Below are 18,029 nucleotides of genomic sequence, written 5' to 3' on the forward strand. Positions count from 1 at the left end.
ATCCTTTACCTTGTATGAGTCCCTAGAATTAGGAAATGTGCGCGCCCTGTCAAGAGAGGCAGGGCGCGACCGGCGATTTAAGCGATAAACAGCTCACGAACCAAGCGGTTACCGAAGTAAGCCAGGGTCAATAAAATTACGCCAGCGGTGGAGTAGATGATGGCACTGCGGATTCTCATGCCCTTGGTCTTGTGTTGCCATAGCATGGCTCCATACACCAACCAAGCGGCGCAGGTGAAGATCACCTTATGGGCTTGGCCGCTGCCGAAGAACCCTTCTAAGAAGATAAAGCCGGTAACCAAGGCGAAGGTCAACATGGCAAAGCCAATCATAATGAAGTGGTACAGTTGTTTTTCCACGGTCATCAGTGGTGGCAGAGTGGATTCCAGCATCAACTTGCGATCTTTGAGGCGGCGGTTGATGGCTGCCAACTGGAAGGCATACAGGGAGCCAATCAGAAAGACTGAGTACGCCAGCAGCGAGGAGCCAACATGGACAAACAGAGCTGGGTTGGTGAAGACGTAGCCTTCGTTTTGCGGCAACAGCACCATCCCCGCTGCGCCAAAGATGCCGCACAGATAGACGGAAGGCACCACCACAATCACCTTAATGCGAGTCAGCATCAGGGTAATGGCGATAGTGAGCATTAACATCACCAGAGAGGCAGTATTGACCAAGCTGTAATGTTGACCACTGCCATCGATAACCAAAGGCACTAGGGCGGCAGCGTGTGCCAGCACACCAACGCCACCGGCGATGGTTGCCATTTTGCGATTGGGCCCATTTGCGTCCAGTAGCTTGCTCGCCACCAGATAAAAGGCGACGCCGTACCCCAGGATCGCAATAATCGCCAATAACTCCATAAAGCCTATGCCCTCAATAACGTACTTCTATATAAATAAGAAAGAAATTGCCTATTTGAACCCAGCTTATCACGCCCATTTGGCTTTGGGCAGCGGTGTAATTCTCATTTTCACCCCCAAGCGAATTTTTGGGATCTATCTAGCCAAAAACGGCTTTTAGGCTGGACATTGTTCAAAGGGGGGCTTGGTTTGTGTTTGTCCACAGCTGGCCGCTATAATGCGGGGATTTCCTAAACAACGAAAAGCGCAGGCGATGTTTCAGAATTTATCCGAACGCTTAGGCCAAACCCTGAAGAACATCAGTGGTCGTGGCCGTCTTACCGAAGACAACATTAAAGATACCCTGCGCGAAGTGCGCATGGCACTGCTGGAAGCCGACGTGGCTTTGCCGGTGGTTCGTGATTTCGTCGCCAAGGTGCGCGAACGTGCGGTAGGGACCGAAGTTTCTAAGAGCCTGTCTCCTGGGCAGGCCTTCATTAAGATTGTTCAGTCCGAGCTGGAAGTGGCCATGGGCCAGTCCAACGAAGCGCTGAATCTGGCCAGCCAGCCACCAGCTATTGTGATGATGGCGGGCCTGCAGGGTGCCGGTAAAACCACCAGTGTGGGTAAACTGGCCAAACTGCTGAAAGAGCGTGAAAAGAAATCCGTACTGGTGGTCAGTGCCGACGTTTATCGTCCGGCGGCGATCAAGCAGCTGGAAACCCTGGCTACCGACATCGGAGTGGAGTTCTTCCCATCGGATGTGAATCAAAAGCCTGTAGACATTGCCAATGCGGCGGTGGATCACGCCCGTAAGAAGTTCATCGACGTGGTGATCGTCGATACCGCCGGTCGTCTGCACGTCGACTCCGACATGATGGACGAGATTAAAGCCCTGCATGCGGCGATTAATCCGGTGGAAACTCTGTTTACTGTCGACTCCATGACCGGTCAGGATGCTGCCAATACTGCTAAGGCGTTCGATGAAGCGCTGCCGCTGACCGGTGTGATTCTGACGAAGGTGGATGGTGATGCCCGTGGTGGTGCGGCACTGTCTATCCGTCACATTACCGGCAAGCCGATTAAGTTCTTGGGTGTGGGTGAGAAGACCGACGCTCTGGAACCGTTCCACCCTGAACGTGTTGCTTCCCGAATCTTGGGCATGGGTGACGTACTGTCTCTGATTGAAGAGGTGGAGCGTAAGGTCGATAAGAGCCAAGCGGAAAAGCTGGCTAAGAAGATCAAAAAAGGCGAAGGCTTTGATCTGACCGATTTCCGTGAGCAGCTGCAGCAGATGCACAACATGGGCGGCATGATGGGCATGTTGGAAAAACTGCCTGGTGTCGGCCAACTGCCCGCAGAAGCGTTAGCTCAAGTTCAGGACGACAAGATGACCAAGCGCATGGAGGCGATCATCAACTCCATGACGCCGAAGGAGCGCGCTCGTCCAGACATCATCAAGGGTTCCCGTAAACGCCGCATCGCGGCCGGTTCCGGTACCCAGCTGCAAGACGTAAACCGCCTGCTGAAGCAGTTTACTCAGATGCAAAAAATGATGAAGAAGATGAAGGGCGGCGGCCTGAAGAAGATGATGCGTGGTATGGGCGGCATGCTGCCTCCTGGCATGAAGATGCCGCGCTAATTTAGTTTCGAATCTACCCACAAGCACCTACACTCCAGTGTGGTGCCTATAAACCCGCCGAAATGGTTGCATTGAGCAAGTATTCAGGTAAAATCGGCGGGCTTTCTACCTTGGGGCCCTTTGCGGCCCCAATTCTATTGCTATAAACACCATTAGAGGAATTACCTTATGGTAACCATTCGTTTATCTCGTGGCGGCGCTAAAAAGCGTCCGTTTTATCAAGTGGTTGTAACCGACAGCCGTATGAAGCGCGACGGTCGTTTCATCGAGAAGATCGGTTTCTTCAACCCAATCGCTCAAGGCCAAGCTGAAAAGCTGCGTCTGGACCTAGACCGTGTTGACCACTGGGTTTCCCAGGGGGCATCTCTGTCTGACCGTGTAGCGACTCTGGTTAAGGACGCCCGCAAAGCTGCGGCTTAATGGGTGTTGGTTAAGGTAAGTTGATGAGTCAGCAAGAACTAATGTTGGTGGGCCGTCTGGGTGCGCCTCATGGGATTCGGGGCTGGTTGAAGGTCAACCCCTTTACCGAAGATAGAGAAGGTATCTTTGAGTACACACCTTGGTTGGTAACCTGCGGTGGTGAACAAAAAGAGATGAAAGTGCTGGATTGGCGTCGTCAAAACAACGGCCTGATTGTGCGCTTAGAAGGGATTGACGACCGCAACGCGGCCGCACTGTACACCAACGGTGAAATCTCCATCTCTGCTGACCAGCTGAAAGAGCTGCCGGAAGACGAGTTCTACTGGCGTGATCTGATTGGCTGTAATGTCGTGAACCTGCAGGGGTACAACATGGGAACCGTTTCCGGAATTCTGGAAACTGGCGCCAATGACGTACTGGAGATCAAGGCGAACGCAAAAGACGCCTTTGGCAAACGGGAACGTATGGTCCCCTTTGTCCCGGAACAGTTCATCATTGAGGTGAAGCTGTCCGAAAAACAAATTATCGTTGACTGGGACCCTAACTTTTAATGGCTCACGACAACTCAATGTGGCTCGGGGTAGTAACCCTGTTTCCAGAGATGTTTCGTGCTATTACTGAGCATGGTGTGACTGGTCGTGCTGTGAAGAACGGCTTGCTTGGAGTGCAAACGTGGAATCCCCGTGATTTCACCCATGATAAGCATCGTACCGTGGATGACCGCCCTTACGGTGGTGGCCCGGGGATGTTGATGATGGTGCAGCCCCTGCGTGATGCCATTCGCGCTGCGAAAGCGGAAGCGGGTGACGATGCTAAGGTAATTTACCTGTCCCCTCAGGGACGTCCTTTAACTCAATCTGGGGTAGAGGAGCTGGCACAAAATAAGCGCATGGTGCTGGTGTGCGGTCGATACGAAGGTGTTGATGAGCGCATCATCCAATCGGAAGTTGATGAGGAGTGGTCCGTTGGTGACTACGTTCTCAGTGGCGGTGAGCTGCCAGCGATGAACTTGATTGACGCAGTATCTCGGTTAGTTCCGGGAGTACTGGGGAAGCAAGCGTCGGCAGAGCAGGATTCATTTTCGGATGGCCTGCTGGATTGTCCTCACTACACCCGTCCAGAAGTTCTGGAAGGTCAAACTGTCCCGCAAGTGTTATTGAGCGGCAATCATGAATCAATTCGGCGTTGGCGCCTGCAGCAGTCCCTAGGACGCACATGGCAGCGACGACCCGAGTTACTTGACAACCTAGCTCTGACTGACGAGCAAGCTCAACTGCTTGCCGAGTTCGTCGCCCAAACGGGACAAGATGAGCGTTAGAGTTTTCAGTTTATTCTAGGAAGAGAGAAATTATGAGCAACATCATTAAGCAGCTTGAACAAGAGCAAATGAAGCAGGACGTACCTGCTTTCGTAGCCGGTGACACTGTAACCGTACAGGTTCGCGTAACCGAAGGTAACAAGACCCGTCTGCAGGCATTCCAAGGCGTTGTTATCGCTAAGCGTAACCGCGGTCTGCACTCTGCGTTCACAGTTCGCAAAATCTCTAATGGTGAAGGCGTAGAGCGTACTTTCCAGACTCACTCTCCGCTGGTAGAAAGCATCAAGGTAGAGCGTCGTGGTCGCGTTCGTCGTGCCAAACTGTACTACTTGCGTACACGTACTGGTAAGGCGGCTCGTATCCGCGAGCGTCTGGGCTAAGAATTACCTTAGTTCATACCGGAAAAGCCCGCCTTTGGCGGGCTTTTTTGTGTCTTTTTGGCCGCTTTATAACAACTTTGGCGTAAAAGCGGCGTTTTGTTATTGCATCTTAATTGTATACAAGGCACATTGAATTCAGGCCGGACGCACCGGTTGGGTTCATACCCTATCAGAGACGCGTAAAACTGATAGGCACTACTTGGAGATGCAGTAATGCAAAAGGACAGTATTAATAACATTCACATTCAATCCGAACAGGTCCTGACTACCCCAGCGCAATTGAAAGCTCAGTTGCCACTCTCCGAGCATGCCTATCGATATATTAACGGCGCCCGCGCCGAGGTCGCCGATATCATTCACAAGCGCAATAATCGTCTGCTGGTGATCAGCGGCCCTTGCTCTATTCATGATATCGATGCGGCCAAAGAGTACGCGTTAAAGTTAAAAGGCCTGCAGGAGCAGGTGAAGGATCAGATGCTGATCTTAATGCGAGTGTACTTTGAGAAGCCACGTACTACCGTGGGCTGGAAGGGGCTGATTAACGATCCTGGCATGGACAACTCCTTCGATGTGGAAGGCGGTCTGCGCATGGCTCGTGAGCTACTGATCTGGTTGGCTGAGCAAGAGATCCCTGTGGCGACTGAAGCGCTGGATCCCATTAGCCCTCAGTACTTGGGCGAGCTGTTCAGTTGGTCCGCCATTGGCGCTCGTACTACCGAATCTCAGACTCACCGGGAGATGGCCTCAGGGTTGTCGATGCCGGTGGGCTTTAAAAATGGCACCGATGGCAAGCTGGATGTGGCGATGAACGCTTTGCAATCTGCGGCCAGCGGTCACCGTTTTATGGGCATTAACCAAGCGGGGCAGGTGGCACTGCTGCAGACCCAAGGTAACCCAGACGGCCACGTGATTTTACGTGGTGGCAAGCAGCCAAACTACGACTCTGTGAACGTGGAGATGTGTACTCGCCAGCTGCATGAGGCTGGCCTCACCTCCCGTTTGATTGTGGATTGCAGCCACGGTAATTCCTCTAAGGATCACCGTCGCCAGCCTCTGGTGGCGCGTAATGTGTTTAACCAGATTGTTGAGGGTAACACCTCCATCATCGGCATCATGCTTGAGAGCCATCTGAACGAGGGCAACCAGTCCTCCAATCTGGCTAAAGAAGAGATGGCCTACGGTGTCTCCATTACCGATGCCTGTATCGACTGGAACGCCACCGCAGAGCTGCTTGAGTCTGGGGCTCAGCAGCTGGCTGACATCCTGCCTGTGCGCTTTGGAGGTCAGTGATGAGTGAACCATCCAGTGTCGAACTCGATCGCATTCGCGACCGCATCGACGAGGTTGATCAGGAGCTACTGACGCTGCTGCGCCGCCGCCTGAATCTGGTTGGCGAAGTGGGGGCCATTAAGCATAAGCAAGGGTTGCCAATCTACGCGCCAGCGCGAGAAGCGGCGATGCTGATGAAGCGCCGCAGTGAGGCGCAGGCCATGGGCGTGCCACCTCAACTGATTGAAGATCTGCTACGGCGGATGATGCGCGAGTCCTACGCCAGCGAAAATGACGTCGGATTTAAGTGCATCAATCCGGATGTGGGTCCGGTGGTGATTGTGGGTGGTAACGGCAAATTGGGCTCGCTGTTTAGCCAACTGTTCCGCCTGTCTGGCTACGAAGTGCGCATTCTGGATAAAAACGATTGGGATCGTGCCGATGAACTGCTCAGTGATGCTGGTGTGGTGGTGGTCACGGTGCCCATCAATCACACCGCCGAAGTCATTGAGCAACTGCCGAGATTGCCAAAAGAGTGTGTGCTGCTGGATCTAACCAGTATCAAACAAGCGCCACTTGCTGCGATGCTGGCTAACCACGCCGGCCCCGTTGTGGGACTGCACCCGATGTTTGGCCCAGACGTCAGCTCGCTGGCCAAGCAGGTGGTGGTGGTCTGTCACGGCCGCTTTGAAGAGAAGTATCAGTGGCTTTTGGAACAGATTCGTATCTGGGGCGCGAGGTTGCATGAGGCTTCTGCTGCCGAGCACGACCAAGCGATGCAACTGGTTCAGGCGATGCGCCACTTTACCGCTTTTGTTTACGGTAGCCATCTGCGCCGCGAGCGGGCGGACCTGGATCAGCTGTTGCAGTTCAGCTCGCCAATCTATCGATTGGAGTTGGCGATGGTGGGCCGACTGTTTGCGCAAGATGCTAAGCTGTACGGTGACATCATCTTCAGTCAGCCGGACACCTTAGCTCGAGCTCGCCACTATATGGACCGTTATCAGGAAGCGCTATCGCTGCTGGAAGCGGGGGATCAGGAGGGCTTTGAAGCCCTGTTTGATGACATCGCCGATTGGTTTGGTGACTTCGCCACACAGTTTCGCAACGAGAGCGGCAACATGTTGCTAAGCGCCAACGACAACCGCAGCGAGACCGGTTAATCCCAATAACCAGTTGAAATAATAAGGGAGCCAATTGGCTCCCTTTTTGATCTAGTTGCTTTAACTTTTGAGGTTCCCGCCCCTAGCTTTTGAACTGTCGCAGTTGGCTGCTTAAGCGTTCCGCCAGTTCATCCAGTGCTAAACTGGCCTGCTGGCTCTGTTCACAGGAGCTGACGGCCTCAATCAGTTGATGTTGGCCAAGTTGCACCAACTGCTGTACCTCATTGCCCAGGGTTTCCTGAGAGCCGCAGGCGGCCACCACCTCTTCACTGCTTTTCTCGATGCTCTTAAGTCCCGCCTCCAATTCATCTAGGCCTTGAGCCAGAGCGTTGACCTGCTTGTCGGCCTCCTGAGCTTGGCTGTTGGAGTGAGACATGGCTCCAGTAACGATCTTAGTGGTGTTGACCACCAGTTCCAGCATCTCGCGGATCTCGCCGGTGGCGTTGGCGGTTCGAGTAGCAAGGGTGCGCACTTCATCGGCAACCACCGCAAAGCCGCGGCCTTGTTCGCCGGCGCGGGCGGCTTCGATGGCGGCGTTCAGCGCCAAGAGGTTAGTCTGCTCGGCAATTTGGGCAATTTCGGTGACGACGGAGTCGATACGGCCATTGGTTTGACTGAGCTCATGCACATGTTGATGGGCTTGAGAGATGCTCATGCTGACCCCTTTTACCTCGGTGCGGGCGCTGGACATCAGACTCAGGCCAGAGGTCATCTGCTGTCTAAGCTGGTTGACGGTAAGCTGCTCTTGTTCGGCGCGGCGAGCCATCTCTCCGGCGTGTTGAACCACCTGAGTGTTGGCATCAGCCAGCTCAGTGAGCCGTTGCTGTTGGGTGTGCATGGTGTCGTTGGCTTGCTGGGCGGCGACTGATACCTGCTGGCTTTGCTGGCGCACATGCTCGGTTCCCAGTTTGCTTTCAGACACCAACGCGGTGGTGGTGATGGCCATCTGGTTGAATTGCTGGGCGATGCGGCTGAGTTCATCTTTGCCCGTTACCTTGATGCGCTGGGTCAGATCGCCGCCGGCAAAGGCGGTGGCAGCGGTTTCTGTTTGATTAACCATGGTGCTGATCTGGCGATAGAAGCCATAGGCCAGCCACAGGGTGAGTAGCAAACTGACCACAAGCAGAGTGGTTTGTAGAATCAGTGAGCGAATGCTGTGCTGCTGCTGTTGCTGTAATTCGACGCCGAGATTGATGCCCAGCTGATGTTGGAAACGACCGATGGCGTTAGCCAATTGCTGTTGCTGCTCATCGAGGTTAAGGCCGGTATCGATGCTGTCGGCATCGATAAAGTCTCGGCGCACTGAACTGAGGTAGCGTTCAATTTCGGCCAATACCCCTTGGGCGGAGCGGCTGGTGAGGCTTTTGGGCTGTGCCGTCAGTTGTTGGGCCAACTGCAGGTGTTGACGGGTGAGTCGCTCCATTTGACCGGTGAGCGCCAAGTAGAGCTCAGGCGTAAAACGACCTTGTGCCAGCAGGGCGGCGGTGATGCCGTCGATGTGGGCCAGCTCCAACTGCCATTGTGTCAGCTGTTTGGCCCACAAGCTCAGAGCGAGAGCGTCTTGGCTCAATTGGTTTAGGCCACTGAGGCGAAGCTGATTGTCGAGCCACAGCAAGACGCCATCGGTGTTGCTGATGGCCGCATCACTAAATTGGGCTTTTAGCTGTGCTGGCAAACGAAACGAGACCGGTGTGGCGGTTTTGCCTGCAGCCAAAAGCCGGTCCACCTCGGCTCGGCGTTGCCAAAACGGTTGCAGCGCCTGCAGTTGCTTTTGGGTGGCGATGCCTTTATCTAGGTTGGCGATGGTGGAGAGCTGACGCTCCACGAAAGGCAGCATCAATGTCAGCAGAGGCAGGGTCAGTAGCAGTGCCAGCAGCAGCAGTTTGGTTCGAAAAGTCAGGCGCGCCATCAGGCGCTCGGCCAAGTTGAGCATCAGGGTCGTCCATGAAGAAAACTATCCATAGGACAGTAGACCGAGGCATTAAGGTTTTTATTTCACTCAGTTTTTAAATAAAAAGCCGCGATGGATATCGCGGCTTCAAAGGGCAAGAGTGGTTGAGCTTATTCTATCTCGGTAGGAATGATGCGCTCGCTCTGGTAGCAGCCCAGCACCTTAATAAAGCGGGTGATGGGCACCAGTTGTGCCATCGCTTGCTTCATGGCATCGCTGTTGATGTTGGCTTCCACATCCAGATAGAACATCTCCTCCCAAGGGTTTCCTGGAATCGGTCGGCTGGTGAGCTTACTCATGATGAGGCCGTTTTGCTTAAGGATAAGCAGCGCGTCCACCAGTGAGCCGGACTTTTGCCCTGTGGCCATGATCAATGTGGTTTTGGCGGGCACCTGCACCGGCACGTCCAGAGCTTTGCGCGATACCACGATGAAGCGGCTTTCGTTCTCCGCCTGATTGGCCAGCTTGTCGATGCGAGCGTCCAAACCGTAGAGCTCACCACCGGCCTGACTCGCAATGGCGGCGTGACTTGGGTCATTGAGGTTGGCAACTTGGGCCATGGCGTGAGCGGAGCTTGAGCAATACTCCAGCTTGATGTTCGGGTATTGACGCAGATGATTGCTGCATTGGGAGATCACTTGAGGGTGGGCGTAGATGGTGGTGATCTCATCCAGATTGGCCCCAGGCAAGGTCAGTAGGCAGTGGCCAATGCTCTCGGTGGTTTCGCCAACAATCTGCAGGCTGGTTTGCTGCAGCAGATCGTACACCTCATTGATGGATCCGGAGGAGGTGTTTTCCAGGGGCAAAATGCCGTAGTCGGCGTTGCCTCGCTCGACCGAGCGCACCACCTCATCGAAGGTCGGAAAGCCCATCTCAATGAGTGACTTATCACGACGAGTGAAGTAACCATGAGCGGCTACGTAACTGTAACTGCCTTTGGCACCCAGATAGGCAACTCGAACCAGATCTTGGCTGGTGTTTTGCTGGCCCTGCAGCCAAGCTTGCTGGCGCAGCACCGAGTCTTCAATGACGGTTTGAAAAATACGCACTACGTACTGGGCATCCAACCCCTGTTCTTTCCCCTGAGCAACCAGTTTTTCTAGCAGTTGGGCTTCCCGCTCTTGATCGCGAACCGGTTTAAGATCGATCTCTTTACTGCGAGCCACATTGAGGGTGAGCTGACGACGGTGGGCCAGCAGTTTCAGCAGGTCACTGTCGACCTGATTGATGTCTTTGCGTATCTGATTTAGATCCATCTTGTCCTCGGGTACAAAAAAGCCTCCCTAGTGGGAGGCTGTTAGGTTGTATTCTGTGTTGCAGACACCCAGCATCGCCTCCCTTATAAGGGTGGAAAAAATAGGCTAAAAAATCGAATGGTCTGCATTTTATTCATGGAATCTACACTAGCCTTTGGCGATTGGGGTTGTCAACCAACAAAAAGCGCCAGCGTAATCGCTGGCGCTGCCTCCTTAGTAGAAGGGTGGGGAGAATTAGGCGGCGACTTCCTCATCTTCGGCGTCGTCGGTACCGATTTCCATGGCCACTGGTTTGGCGTGGCGGCGGGCTTCGCCCTTATGGCTGTACTTATTCAGCTGTCTTTCTAGCTGCTTGCCCATCTTGTTGATGGCGCTGTATAGGTCTTCATGAGAAGCTTTAGCAAACAGTTTTCCATTTGGAACGCCCATCGACGCTTCGATTTGGAACTCTTTTCCCTCCTGAGTGATGATAACGTGAGGCCGAATTAGGTCGACTTCATAGCCGGATAGTTTTTCGAAGCGGCTCTCAATACGCTCACGGATTGGGGTGGTAACGGAGAGGTGTTTGCTGGTGATTTCAATTCTCATAGAGTTCCCCTTTTGCTGACCCAAAATCAGGTTCAACTTCAGACTACTCCTGTTAATTAGCGTTCGTAAAGTGATATAGATCAACTTTTTACTCCTTGTTTAAAACTTGCCCATTCAGATCATAAAAGGCCAAAAAAGCCGCCAAATTTGCTTGAGCCGTGGCCAAAACAGGCGCATAGTGGGTGGGATTTATGGCAAGGGAGTGCTTGGGTTCGACGGTATTTTGACCTGCTATCGCTGTCCTTGTTGCTGCACGTTTCAAGGAGTAAGTGGTGAAAGTCAAAATCTGGGATGGCATGGTGCGCCTGTTTCATTGGGGAGCAGTCGCGTTGGTGCCGTTATGTTGGTATACGGCCGAACAAGGGATGATGGAGTGGCACATGACCGCCGCTTACTTGTTGGCTTCTCTTCTCACCGTTCGCATTCTCTGGGGCTTCATCGGAACCACCACAGCCCGCTTCTCTCACTTCGTTAGATCCCCCGCCGCAGTCATTCACTATCTGAAAAAATGGCGCAACGAGCGCAAACCCTATTTTGGCCACAACCCAGCTGGTGGCTACATGGTATTGATGATGTTGCTACTGCTAGCAGCTCAGATTACTACGGGTCTGTTTGCCAGTGACGACATTTTTGTGGAAGGCCCGTTGTACGCTTATGTGAGCGGAGAAACCTCAGGGCTTCTGACCACACTGCACCATCAGTTGTTTGATGGCATCTTGATCTGTGTGGCGCTGCACCTGTTGGCCATTGTGAGTTATCGCTTTAAAGGGGTGAACTTGGTTGAGGCGATGATCACCGGTTATGGCATGACCGCCCAAGGTCGACGCTCCAATGCGGTACCCCCAATTTGCTGGTTGGTGCCTTTAGTGATCGCCCTTGCCGCCAGTGTGTATTGGTTGATTCTGCCGTTGTGGTAAAGGCTTGGCTGTAGCAAGCTTCAAAGAAAAGAGCCGCAATTGCGGCTCTTGTTGTATCAGGCGTCATTCGATTTAATCGCGCTTGAAGTTGTCGTGGCAGCCTTTACAGGTTTTGCCAGTGGCGCCGAACGCTTGCTTAATGGCTTTGTCGTCGCCACTTTGGCTGGCGCTGACTAACTGCTGGGTGGCCATCTGGAATTCGCTGGCAATCTCCATAAACTTGGCGTTGTCACTCCAAACTGATGGCAGGGCTTCGGTGTCCCCTTGATCTGAGCCTTTTACCTTAAAGGCGTCAAATGGAATGTTGCTCAGCAGCGCCAGGTGTTCGGCTCGGCGCTGAAACTGCTCGGCGTCCATCGGTTTTTTGCCCTTCACCATGGCGTAGATCTCGCCAAAGTTTTCCTTAATTAGGCTAAAGGCGTGTTGGCGGTATTCGATGGCGTCGCTGGCGTCTTCGAAAGCGCCTTTGGCGACGGCACTGCCACTGACAGCTAGCATCACGGCGGCAAAGGTCAAACTCACTGCTTTCATTGTCGTTATTTCCCTATGTTGTTGTTATGAGCCCAATCATACCTATGAGTCACTGCTGTGACCAGTGTCACGTCTGAGTGGGATTCAAGATCTGGCTCTCATTCTCTGTTTTTAATGGTCGCTTTTGTGCTGTTGTAGCGGTGTAATGCTACGGCATTACATGTGGAGACTAACAAATGAAGGAATCTGATTATTGGGATAAGGCCCTGGGACTTATCGTCGACCAAGAAGGCAAGGATTCAGCCAGCTCACTGTTCAATCTGTTGTTGACTGTTGATGAGCGTGATGCCATTGGCGCGCGCCTCGCGGTGATGCGAGCCCTGATACAGGGGGAGTTAACTCAAAGGCAGATAGCGGAACAGTTGAATGTCAGCATCGCCACCATTACGCGCTGCTCGAACACATTAAAAAATTTACAACCAATGGAAAGGGATAAGCTGCAGCAGCAGTTACTTTCCGCAACATAACAAGACCTAACGGGAGTGACCGATGTCAGAAGCAGTATTAGCGACATCAGCAAAAACCAAAAGCCCTAGCATTGTCGGTGGGGCGACAATTATTGCCGGTACGGCCATCGGCGCGGGGATGTTGTCTCTGCCAGTGATGAGTGCCGGTATGTGGTTTGGATGGTCGATGATCATCTTGGCCATCTGCTGCTTCTGTGCATACAGCTCCGCCATGTATCTGGCGGAAGCCAACATGAACTATCATGCGGGCGCCAGCTACGCCACCATGACCAAAGATACCTTGGGCAAGCCCGGTATGTTTGCGTCGTTGGGTTCGGTGGGTTTTGTTAGTTACATCCTGTGCTACGCCTACATCTCCGGTGGCTCCTCTGTATTGGCCAGCTCCATTGCGAGTGGGTTTGGTTTGGAGATGGCGAATTGGCAGGCGGGATTGCTGTTTGGCATTGTGCTTGGTGGCATTGTGCTCTTAGGGTCCCGTGCGGTCGACCGAGTCAGCACCATCATGATTGGTGCCATGATCATCTCATTCCTACTATCTACCGGTATGCTGTCTGCGGAAGTGAGCAGCACTACGCTGTTCCCTGAAGTCGGTATGGCTGACACCATGCCGTTCATCTGGTTGGGAATCCCTGTGCTGGCCATCAGCTTTGGCTACCACAGCACCGTACCTAGCGTGGTAAAGCACTACCAAAAAGACTTCGGCAAGGTTCGCAACGCGGTATTGCTGGGCACCATCTTGGCAATGTCCATCTACACCCTGTGGCAGTTGACCATTTTGGGTACCGTTGAACGCAGTGACTTTGCTCAGGTGGTTAAGGACGGCGGTAACGTTAGCGCCATGATCGCCGCCGTTGGTGAAGCGGTGGATGGCCAGTTCATCGACACCCTATTGAGCTTCTTTGCCAAGTTTGCTTTGGCAAGCTCCTTCCTTGGAGTTGCGCTGGGTCTATTGGACTTCATGAAGGACCAATTGGGCCTAGGGGACAGCGCTCGTGATACCGTCATTGGCGGTGCAGTGACCTTCCTGCCACCTATGGTATTGGGAGTGGTATTCCCGAACGGCTTTATTACTGCCATCGGCTACGCCTCCTTACTGGCAAGTATCTTTGTGTTCATCTTGCCTTGCGCCATCGCGTTAGTGCTGCGCCGTCGCGGCAAGAGTACTGAGCACCGGGTTGCTGGCGGTAACGGTCGCCTATACATGGTGTTGGTGTTTGGCGTATTGGTAATGCTGTGCGAGACCTTGGCCCTTTTGGGCATGTTGCCAACCTACCCATAGAAAATGACTGCAACAGAAAGGAGGCTTAATGCCTCCTTTTTTGGATCTCGCTAGTGACAACGGGAGACTAACGTATAGCGGTGATGGCAGATCTCCTAAGCCATTGGCAGTCTCTTCTGCTTCTCAAAATCTAAGCCTAAAGTCATAGTGAATCTGGATAAAATAAATAAAAGAACAGAAGGTTATGACCTCAAAGCTCCGCGTAGTCCTATTCCATGATAAGCAGCCGCTGAATCTCGATGCCAATATTGCCCTCTCCTGCTTGTCCCATGAAGCGGTCAGAGATTCGATTGATCTGCATGAATGTTGGGATGGAGAGGAGGGAATTGAACAGCTTTTGCAACCTGAGATGTTAATTTTGGCATCAAATCCTATCAGCAGCAGAGCCACGGTAGCGAATTGGATTGGCGGCTGCACTCTGTGTGTCGGTACGGCCTCCGGAGCCCAATTGCTGTTGGAATCGGGCCGATTTCGAGACACTCGGGTTCCAGCGACCTTGGTGGATGCCTGCACGTCACAATCGCTGAATGTGCTGCACGATGACTCCCTAAACTATGCCAGTGCCAATAACTGTTATGTGGTGCAGTCGGGCATTCCCACCATAGAGTTGTTGCTGCAATTGATCGCGGCGCAAATCGGCCCTAAATCGGCACTGGAGATGGCACCTAAGTTTGGGGTGGCGCAGTCACGGCTGGAGATCTTGCTGCAAAAAGCCGACAGCAAGCAGCGCCGCCCAGCGCAGATGGCACGGGTTGTTGAGTGGGCTGAGGCCAACATCAATCGTGTGGAATCTGTCGACTGTTTGGCGCAGCAGGCCTGTTTATCACGGCGCAGTTTCGATCGCCACTTCAAAAAGGAGATGGGCATTAGCCCCAAAAAATGGCTGCTGCAGAAGAAGACCGAGCTGGCAAAAGACTATCTGCTAAACAGCGATCTCAGTATCGAGGATGTGGCCGAAGTGGCGGGTTTCGGTTGCAGTAATAATTTACGGAATAGCTTGAATCGGTTCGGCGAAGGTTCGCCAAGCTGTTTTAGAAATGGGGTATACAAATAGGGGAACCTTGAGGGCTCCCCCTAGTATCTGGCTAATCGGGATCACCGCACCCTAGGTTGGGGCTCGAGGTTCCTCCGGATGCTTCTGACAGAATTTCGTCTTCCAGTTGCTGAAGCGCATCGTCTTCAGAATTCACATCATTTGGATTGGTTTCCAAATCGCTCATAGTAATCTCCTTTTATATAACAAGCAGAATTGAGTCTAATAAAATATTTAATCAGTTGAAGGGCTGTTTTCATAGTTGGCTGAAATTTATTGATGGATGGCTGGTTTTTAAATTTGTATGTTTAATTTTGTAAGAATCGTTGTCTTAAAATTGTTGATTGCTGTCCTTATTTTGGTTTGTCATTAATTTTTATCGGGTTAATTTATTACTTGTCGACTATGTAGTACGGCCTGGACTTTTATTTTAATAAGGAAATTAATTATGTCTGACAAGATCAAGAATGCCATCGAAGATATCAAGCGTGAAACTCTGGAGCGTCTGAGCGCAGAAGAGAATGAGCTGCTGGAAGATGAGGTTGCAGGCGGTTCTAACGGTGTATTCCAATGCTGTAACGCTCAAGAAGAAATGAAGCAGTACTAATTATTGCTTGGTTTTGGCGAGCACCATTCTATGGTGCTCGCTTTTATTGCCGTTATAAAATAAGGATAATAACAATGTCAAATTCAATTAGTTTAGATTCGGTTGGCGACTACTTTAAAAAAGAATACGTGAGGAGTGCCAGCGATGGTCACCTTTATCTAACCATTCTTCCAACGGAAAAATGTAATTTTAGATGCACGTATTGCTACGAAGATTTTGAAATTGGCAAGATGACAGATGACACCTTACACGGCATTAAAAATCTACTGACCAAAGCGGCACCAACGTTAAAAAATCTCATGATCTCTTGGTTCGGTGGTGAACCGACCTTAAATGCCAAGGCGATGATTGAGATTTCAGAACACATTCGACAGTTGCAGAGCCAATATGGCTTTGTTTATAAGGCACACGTAACCACCAACGGCTACCTGTTGGACGAAGCGATGTTTACTCGATTTGTCGAACTGGGCATCAATGACTACCAAATTACCCTAGATGGCGACGCCGAGTGCCATGATGTCACGCGCAAGCAAGCCAGTGGTAAAGGCTCGTTCGAGGTTATCTGGAATAACCTGCTCAACTTTAGAAAAATCAAAGACAACTTCATTGTGATGCTGAGATTGCACATCACCAAGCTCAATGAAGAGTCGATGTACCGCTTATGTAAGATGATCAAAGCGGAATTCGGTGACGACCCTCGCTTTACCACCGTAGTGGAAGAGATTAAGAATCTGGGGGACGGTGTGGATGGTGCCGATGCCAAGCAGTTTGTGGCCAGCGACGCCAAAAGCCGTGCCGAAGAGATCAAAGAGCTGATGCACGAAAGCAAGGATGAACAGGTAAAGCTGATTGAAAATGGTAATCCCTACATTTGTTACGCCTCTATGCCTCGTCAATTGCTGATTCGCCCCAACGGCACCATTGGCAAGTGCACCGTAATGCTCAACAAAGATGCCAATCATCTGGGGAAGTTGAACCGAAATGGCGACTATGAACTGGATGGCAAGAAGATGGATCTTTGGGTTCGTGGGTTCGTGTCATTGGACGCCACGGAATTGAGCTGCCCGGCACGGGGAATACCTAGCTCACCCAAGTACCAAAATGAACTCAATGCCGTTGCCGTTGCATAAGGGGATGGCATGGCAGCCAAAAAGAGATCTATCTATCGCAAAGAGGTGTTTGACGCCTTAACTGCACGCCATGGTGACGTGCTGTTGACCCGTCCCACCTCCTTCTCTGTCATCAGCCTGTTTTTGGTGGTGGTGGCGGGCTTACTGCTGACCTACGCCATCGTGACCCAATTTACTCAAACACGGGATCTGCCTGGAGCCATGGTCATTGAACAGGGGGAAGTGAAGGCGCGGGCACTGGAAGCCAGCTTAGTGGAGCAGGTGCTGGTGCAGGAGGGGCAGCAGGTCACTCAAGGCCAGCCACTGCTGAAGGTCACGGTGCCAAGTCGTCGTTACGACAGTGACAGTTTGGCAAAGATGCAGTCGGCCATCGAAGAGAAGATTGACAGCGCAGAGCGGCGGCTGGGATTTCAGCGGCGGCTGAATCAACTGCAGGCCGATGCCTTAGCCAATGAAGAGCAAACCCTGATTGAGCAGCAGCGCCAACTGCAGGCGCAGATTCAGCTTGAGCAGGAGTTTTTAGAGCACCTAACGTCGATGGCGAAACAGGCTAAGACCGGAGAGCAGGGCCAGTATGACCGCCTCTACACCCAGGTGCTGGAAAAGCGCATCCACATTCATGGTCTGAACCAAGACAGCCAACAATTGACACTGAAGATTGGCAGCATTGAGCAGCGGCTGCAGAGCGCGGTAATCAAAGGTGAGGAGATGCTGACCGGTTACCGCCAGCAACTGGGGCAATTGCAACTGGACTTAGCCAAGCTGACTGGCGATCAGAGTTACATGATCACCGCCCCTCGTGGCGGCGTCGTGGCGCGACTTGGGGTGACGAAAGGGCAATTTCTGCAATCCGGCGATGCGGCGGTCACCTTGATGCCTGAAGCGGCCAAATTGGTGGCTGAGCTCAAGGTTCGCTCCGACTTAGTGCGCCACATTGAGGCGGAGCAACCGGTGTGGCTCAAGATTGATGCCTTTCCTTATCAGCGCTTTGGGTTGTTTGAGGGCAAGGTAACTAAGGTGTCTCACTCCGTGGTGGAACCTGAGGCGTTTGCCAATGCGCAAGGACCTCAGGTGCCGATGTATCGTGCCATCGTTGAGTTGCACCAGCCTCAAGATTCCAAGCTTGGGCCCATCACCTTGCAATCAGGCATGTCGCTCCAGGCTATGGTCAAAGGGGGCACCCAGTCGATCTGGTCATGGATGGTTGCGCCACAAACAGAACAATAAGGACGTGGC

At 52.4% G+C, this 18,029-nt stretch carries 20 protein-coding genes; 14 read left to right on the forward strand and 6 right to left on the reverse strand.

Annotation, left to right across the window (positions count from 1 at the left end; genetic code table 11):
* Positions 1-77: 77 nt before the first annotated feature.
* Entirely contained in the window at positions 78-863 is a 786-nt protein-coding gene (locus tag FCL42_RS08955) for a cytochrome C assembly family protein (RefSeq protein ID WP_136863074.1), read from the reverse strand.
* Between the two features lie 253 nt (positions 864-1,116).
* Between FCL42_RS08955 and ffh the strand changes: the two genes are divergently transcribed.
* From ffh to tyrA, 7 genes are all read left to right on the forward strand, one after another.
* On the forward strand, positions 1,117-2,484 hold the full coding sequence (ffh, locus tag FCL42_RS08960) for a signal recognition particle protein (protein WP_136863075.1): 1,368 nt from the start codon (positions 1,117-1,119) through the stop codon (positions 2,482-2,484).
* A 168-nt stretch (positions 2,485-2,652) separates the two neighbouring features.
* The gene (gene rpsP / locus FCL42_RS08965) at positions 2,653-2,904 is read left to right on the forward strand and encodes a 30S ribosomal protein S16 (RefSeq protein WP_136863076.1); all 252 of its coding nucleotides are present in this window, start codon (positions 2,653-2,655) and stop codon (positions 2,902-2,904) included.
* A gap of 20 nt (positions 2,905-2,924) precedes the next feature.
* Complete coding sequence (gene rimM / locus FCL42_RS08970; RefSeq protein ID WP_169308344.1) at positions 2,925-3,455, forward strand: ribosome maturation factor RimM; 531 nt, start codon at positions 2,925-2,927, stop codon at positions 3,453-3,455.
* Between the two features lie 17 nt (positions 3,456-3,472).
* The gene (gene trmD, locus FCL42_RS08975) at positions 3,473-4,222 is read left to right on the forward strand and encodes a tRNA (guanosine(37)-N1)-methyltransferase TrmD (protein ID WP_136863301.1); all 750 of its coding nucleotides are present in this window, start codon (positions 3,473-3,475) and stop codon (positions 4,220-4,222) included.
* A gap of 32 nt (positions 4,223-4,254) precedes the next feature.
* Positions 4,255-4,602 carry a 50S ribosomal protein L19 gene (gene rplS, locus FCL42_RS08980; protein WP_136863078.1) on the forward strand — a complete coding sequence of 116 codons (348 nt, stop codon included), beginning with the start codon at positions 4,255-4,257 and terminating at the stop codon, positions 4,600-4,602.
* A gap of 213 nt (positions 4,603-4,815) precedes the next feature.
* Positions 4,816-5,892 carry a 3-deoxy-7-phosphoheptulonate synthase gene (locus FCL42_RS08985; RefSeq protein WP_136863079.1) on the forward strand — a complete coding sequence of 359 codons (1,077 nt, stop codon included), beginning with the start codon at positions 4,816-4,818 and terminating at the stop codon, positions 5,890-5,892.
* The gene (gene tyrA / locus FCL42_RS08990; RefSeq protein WP_136863080.1) at positions 5,892-7,034 is read left to right on the forward strand and encodes a bifunctional chorismate mutase/prephenate dehydrogenase; all 1,143 of its coding nucleotides are present in this window, start codon (positions 5,892-5,894) and stop codon (positions 7,032-7,034) included. Before FCL42_RS08985 ends, tyrA begins: the two co-directional genes overlap by 1 nt.
* A gap of 82 nt (positions 7,035-7,116) precedes the next feature.
* On the opposite strand, the gene FCL42_RS21685 is transcribed toward tyrA, so the two are convergent.
* From FCL42_RS21685 to hpf, 3 genes are all read right to left on the reverse strand, one after another.
* The gene (locus FCL42_RS21685; protein ID WP_169308345.1) at positions 7,117-8,967 is read right to left on the reverse strand and encodes a methyl-accepting chemotaxis protein; all 1,851 of its coding nucleotides are present in this window, start codon (positions 8,965-8,967) and stop codon (positions 7,117-7,119) included.
* Between the two features lie 128 nt (positions 8,968-9,095).
* Entirely contained in the window at positions 9,096-10,241 is a 1,146-nt protein-coding gene (locus tag FCL42_RS09000; protein WP_136863081.1) for a chorismate mutase, read from the reverse strand.
* Positions 10,242-10,475: 234 nt separating this feature from the next.
* Positions 10,476-10,829: a ribosome hibernation-promoting factor, HPF/YfiA family gene (hpf, locus tag FCL42_RS09005; protein WP_136863082.1), complete on the reverse strand. Its 354-nt coding sequence runs from the start codon at positions 10,827-10,829 to the stop codon at positions 10,476-10,478.
* Between the two features lie 272 nt (positions 10,830-11,101).
* On the opposite strand from hpf, the gene FCL42_RS09010 reads away from it, so the two are divergent.
* On the forward strand, positions 11,102-11,746 hold the full coding sequence (locus FCL42_RS09010; RefSeq protein WP_136863083.1) for a cytochrome b/b6 domain-containing protein: 645 nt from the start codon (positions 11,102-11,104) through the stop codon (positions 11,744-11,746).
* Positions 11,747-11,818: 72 nt separating this feature from the next.
* Here the strand turns inward: FCL42_RS09010 and FCL42_RS09015 are convergent, their stop codons facing one another.
* A complete protein-coding gene (locus tag FCL42_RS09015) occupies positions 11,819-12,277 on the reverse strand; it encodes a c-type cytochrome (RefSeq protein WP_136863084.1) in 459 nt (152 codons plus the stop codon).
* A 176-nt stretch (positions 12,278-12,453) separates the two neighbouring features.
* Between FCL42_RS09015 and trpR the strand changes: the two genes are divergently transcribed.
* The 3 genes from trpR to FCL42_RS09030 all read left to right on the forward strand — a co-directional run bounded on the left by trpR (position 12,454) and on the right by FCL42_RS09030 (position 15,077).
* Positions 12,454-12,744, forward strand: a complete 291-nt coding sequence (gene trpR, locus FCL42_RS09020; RefSeq protein ID WP_136863085.1) for a trp operon repressor — start codon at positions 12,454-12,456, stop codon at positions 12,742-12,744.
* Between the two features lie 22 nt (positions 12,745-12,766).
* Positions 12,767-14,023, forward strand: coding sequence for an amino acid permease (locus tag FCL42_RS09025; RefSeq protein ID WP_136863086.1), 1,257 nt, complete (start codon positions 12,767-12,769; stop codon positions 14,021-14,023).
* Between the two features lie 184 nt (positions 14,024-14,207).
* Positions 14,208-15,077 (forward strand): helix-turn-helix domain-containing protein, encoded by an 870-nt coding sequence (locus FCL42_RS09030; protein ID WP_136863087.1) that lies wholly within the window; start codon positions 14,208-14,210, stop codon positions 15,075-15,077.
* Positions 15,078-15,108: 31 nt separating this feature from the next.
* Here the strand turns inward: FCL42_RS09030 and FCL42_RS21990 are convergent, their stop codons facing one another.
* Positions 15,109-15,243 (reverse strand): hypothetical protein, encoded by a 135-nt coding sequence (locus FCL42_RS21990; RefSeq protein ID WP_267873233.1) that lies wholly within the window; start codon positions 15,241-15,243, stop codon positions 15,109-15,111.
* A 261-nt stretch (positions 15,244-15,504) separates the two neighbouring features.
* Here FCL42_RS21990 and FCL42_RS21690 point away from each other — a divergent pair, with 261 nt between their 5' ends.
* The 3 genes from FCL42_RS21690 (at position 15,505) to FCL42_RS09040 (ending at position 18,020) form a co-directional block, all read left to right on the forward strand.
* A complete protein-coding gene (locus tag FCL42_RS21690; RefSeq protein ID WP_169308346.1) occupies positions 15,505-15,663 on the forward strand; it encodes a hypothetical protein in 159 nt (52 codons plus the stop codon).
* A 74-nt stretch (positions 15,664-15,737) separates the two neighbouring features.
* Positions 15,738-16,793, forward strand: a complete 1,056-nt coding sequence (locus FCL42_RS09035; protein WP_136863088.1) for a radical SAM protein — start codon at positions 15,738-15,740, stop codon at positions 16,791-16,793.
* 9 nt (positions 16,794-16,802) lie between these two features.
* Positions 16,803-18,020 (forward strand): HlyD family secretion protein, encoded by a 1,218-nt coding sequence (locus tag FCL42_RS09040; RefSeq protein WP_136863089.1) that lies wholly within the window; start codon positions 16,803-16,805, stop codon positions 18,018-18,020.
* Positions 18,021-18,029: the final 9 nt, after the last annotated feature.

Origin of the sequence: Ferrimonas aestuarii, from assembly GCF_005116665.1 — a bacterium.
GTDB classification, from domain to species: domain Bacteria; phylum Pseudomonadota; class Gammaproteobacteria; order Enterobacterales; family Shewanellaceae; genus Ferrimonas; species Ferrimonas aestuarii.

Bases quoted from the DNA above. Each gene is read 5' to 3' on its own strand.
- FCL42_RS08955 (WP_136863074.1), bottom strand. From the start codon at position 863: ATGGAGTTATTGGCGATTATTGCGATCCTGGGGTACGGCGTCGCCTTT.
- ffh (WP_136863075.1), top strand. From the start codon at position 1,117: ATGTTTCAGAATTTATCCGAACGCTTAGGCCAAACCCTGAAGAACATC.
- rpsP (WP_136863076.1), top strand. From the start codon at position 2,653: ATGGTAACCATTCGTTTATCTCGTGGCGGCGCTAAAAAGCGTCCGTTT.
- trmD (WP_136863301.1), top strand. From the start codon at position 3,473: ATGTGGCTCGGGGTAGTAACCCTGTTTCCAGAGATGTTTCGTGCTATT.
- rplS (WP_136863078.1), top strand. From the start codon at position 4,255: ATGAGCAACATCATTAAGCAGCTTGAACAAGAGCAAATGAAGCAGGAC.
- FCL42_RS08985 (WP_136863079.1), top strand. From the start codon at position 4,816: ATGCAAAAGGACAGTATTAATAACATTCACATTCAATCCGAACAGGTC.
- tyrA (WP_136863080.1), top strand. From the start codon at position 5,892: ATGAGTGAACCATCCAGTGTCGAACTCGATCGCATTCGCGACCGCATC.
- FCL42_RS21685 (WP_169308345.1), bottom strand. From the start codon at position 8,967: ATGCTCAACTTGGCCGAGCGCCTGATGGCGCGCCTGACTTTTCGAACC.
- FCL42_RS09000 (WP_136863081.1), bottom strand. From the start codon at position 10,241: ATGGATCTAAATCAGATACGCAAAGACATCAATCAGGTCGACAGTGAC.
- hpf (WP_136863082.1), bottom strand. From the start codon at position 10,829: ATGAGAATTGAAATCACCAGCAAACACCTCTCCGTTACCACCCCAATC.
- FCL42_RS09015 (WP_136863084.1), bottom strand. From the start codon at position 12,277: ATGAAAGCAGTGAGTTTGACCTTTGCCGCCGTGATGCTAGCTGTCAGT.
- trpR (WP_136863085.1), top strand. From the start codon at position 12,454: ATGAAGGAATCTGATTATTGGGATAAGGCCCTGGGACTTATCGTCGAC.
- FCL42_RS09025 (WP_136863086.1), top strand. From the start codon at position 12,767: ATGTCAGAAGCAGTATTAGCGACATCAGCAAAAACCAAAAGCCCTAGC.
- FCL42_RS09030 (WP_136863087.1), top strand. From the start codon at position 14,208: ATGACCTCAAAGCTCCGCGTAGTCCTATTCCATGATAAGCAGCCGCTG.
- FCL42_RS21990 (WP_267873233.1), bottom strand. From the start codon at position 15,243: ATGAGCGATTTGGAAACCAATCCAAATGATGTGAATTCTGAAGACGAT.
- FCL42_RS21690 (WP_169308346.1), top strand. From the start codon at position 15,505: ATGTCTGACAAGATCAAGAATGCCATCGAAGATATCAAGCGTGAAACT.
- FCL42_RS09035 (WP_136863088.1), top strand. From the start codon at position 15,738: ATGTCAAATTCAATTAGTTTAGATTCGGTTGGCGACTACTTTAAAAAA.
- FCL42_RS09040 (WP_136863089.1), top strand. From the start codon at position 16,803: ATGGCAGCCAAAAAGAGATCTATCTATCGCAAAGAGGTGTTTGACGCC.